The organism is Candidatus Hepatincolaceae symbiont of Strigamia maritima (assembly GCF_055505085.1).
Window position 1 is genome coordinate 1 of sequence record NZ_DBKDTU010000134.1, and the last position, 1932, is coordinate 1932.

The 1932-nt window shown below is 28.6% G+C and carries 2 protein-coding genes; both read left to right on the top strand.

From position 1 onward, the window contains the following. The first annotated feature begins 43 nt into the window (after nucleotides 1–43). Nucleotides 44–1399: an ABC transporter substrate-binding protein gene (locus ACQCX0_RS03435; RefSeq protein WP_462562777.1), complete on the top strand. Its 1356-nt coding sequence runs from the start codon at nucleotides 44–46 to the stop codon at nucleotides 1397–1399. A 4-nt stretch (nucleotides 1400–1403) separates the two neighbouring features. Beyond that, nucleotides 1404–1932 (top strand): alpha/beta fold hydrolase (locus tag ACQCX0_RS03440; RefSeq protein WP_462562778.1); only part of this gene is annotated, 529 nt, incomplete at its 3' end.

The window sequence follows — 1932 nt, forward strand, 5'->3', positions numbered from 1 at the left end:
AATTTATAATTTAAGTAGTATATCTTATTCTTGGAGTTTTTGCATGTATAAAGTTTTTAGTTTAGTAGTTTTAGTAGTTTTATTAAGTGCCTGTTTTAATAAAAAACAAGCACCAACTCTTATAACTACTACTGAGGATATTATATTAGGAGATTTTAATACTTACGGGCTTTCTAAACTTGAATATTCTAAGCATTATATGCTGGGGTGGAAATTAGCTGCTGAGGAAATTAATGCTAAAGGCGGGATTAACGGTAGAAAACTTAAGATAGTATCAGCGAATGATTTTGGTTCTTTTATCGGAGCTTACGGTAGTGCTAAAGAAATAGATCAAAAGAATAAAATTTTAGCTTTTTTCGGAACTTTTATAAATACCTCCGCTGAAGGGATTGCTAAATATAGTCATGAAAACAAAATACCTTTTTTGGTAACAGGTAGTTACTCTGATAAAATAATTTTTGATAATCCTAGTGATTTTGTATTTAGATTACGTCCCGGAATTCATAGTATGTTTAATTATATGACTGATAAAATAGCAAATTCTAAAATGTCATCTATTTGGCAAGTAATTACCTACTCTAATGAAGAAGGTGAATATATTTCTAAAACTTTTAAAATTCTCTTATCAACTAAGAACACTAATGTTAAATTTTTAGAAGATATTTATGTATCAGGTGCTTTTCCAAATTCTTATGATGTTATAAAAAAAGCAGAAAATTCTATGGCTACGAATATATTAATAGCCATACCGGGAAATGATTTAGAAAGATTTATTTTTACCGGTAAACAAAAAAACTTATTAAAAAGAAAACGAGTTTTTATTCTATTTGCCGGAGAACCGGAATGGCTTACTTATCTAGGAGAATATACTCCTAATAATTGGTATACTCTAGGGTATCCTTGGTATGCTATAGAAACTCCCATACATAGAGAGTTTTATAATAAATATACTAAAAAATATGTTTTAAAACCAAGATATGCATCGATTTTAGGTTATGTATCAGTATATATGTTAGCAGAGGCTATTAAAAAAGTGGGTTCAACAGGTGATTTAGCACAAGATAGAGAACTTATTGCTAAAGCTCTTGAAAACTTGGAGGTAGATACCCCTTTAGGTAGAATAAAAATGCGAAAAGATCATCAAAGTACTATACCCCTTTATGCCGGATATATTAATAAAGTTCAGATTGAAAAAGTTAGATTAAGCGGTAATAGAAAAATAATAATAGTAGATGTAAGAATGCAAGATCCCCAATTTATTGACTTTAATAAATATTTATTAAATGAAGGACAATCTTTAAAAATACGTACTATAAATCAAAAAAATAATATTAAGAAACAGGAAAAGTTTCGTAAGTTAATGGATGATTTAGATAGAAAAAAGAATAGGAACTATTAGGCAAATGTCACAAGATTTTCGTTTTAAGAGTTTTGATACTCAAGAAATTTTTACACGTATTTGGAAAATTCCTCAAACAAAAAAAGTTTCACGAGGAATAGTACAAATCGTCCACGGTATGAATGAGCATTCAAAACGTTATAATCATTTTGCAGAATTTTTAAATTCACATAATTTTATAGTTTATGCAACAGATCATAGAGGTCACGGTTATACAGCAAAAAGTATTGATAGTTTAGGTGATGTGGGAAGTAGGGGTATTTATAATATGGTGGAGGATGAATTGCACTTGAGTAAAAAAATTAAAGAAAATTATCCAGACTTACCGCTCTTTATTTTAGGACATAGCATGGGGTCTTTTATTACTCAGCAATATATACAAAAGAATAATCCAATAAAGGGTGCTATTATAATTGGGTCAGCCTATAAAAGACAACTTTATAGTGTGGCTAAATATTTAGCTAAAAGTATGCTTAATATTTGCGGAGATATAAAATCAAGTACTGTTGAAAAACTATTTTTTTATAATTTTA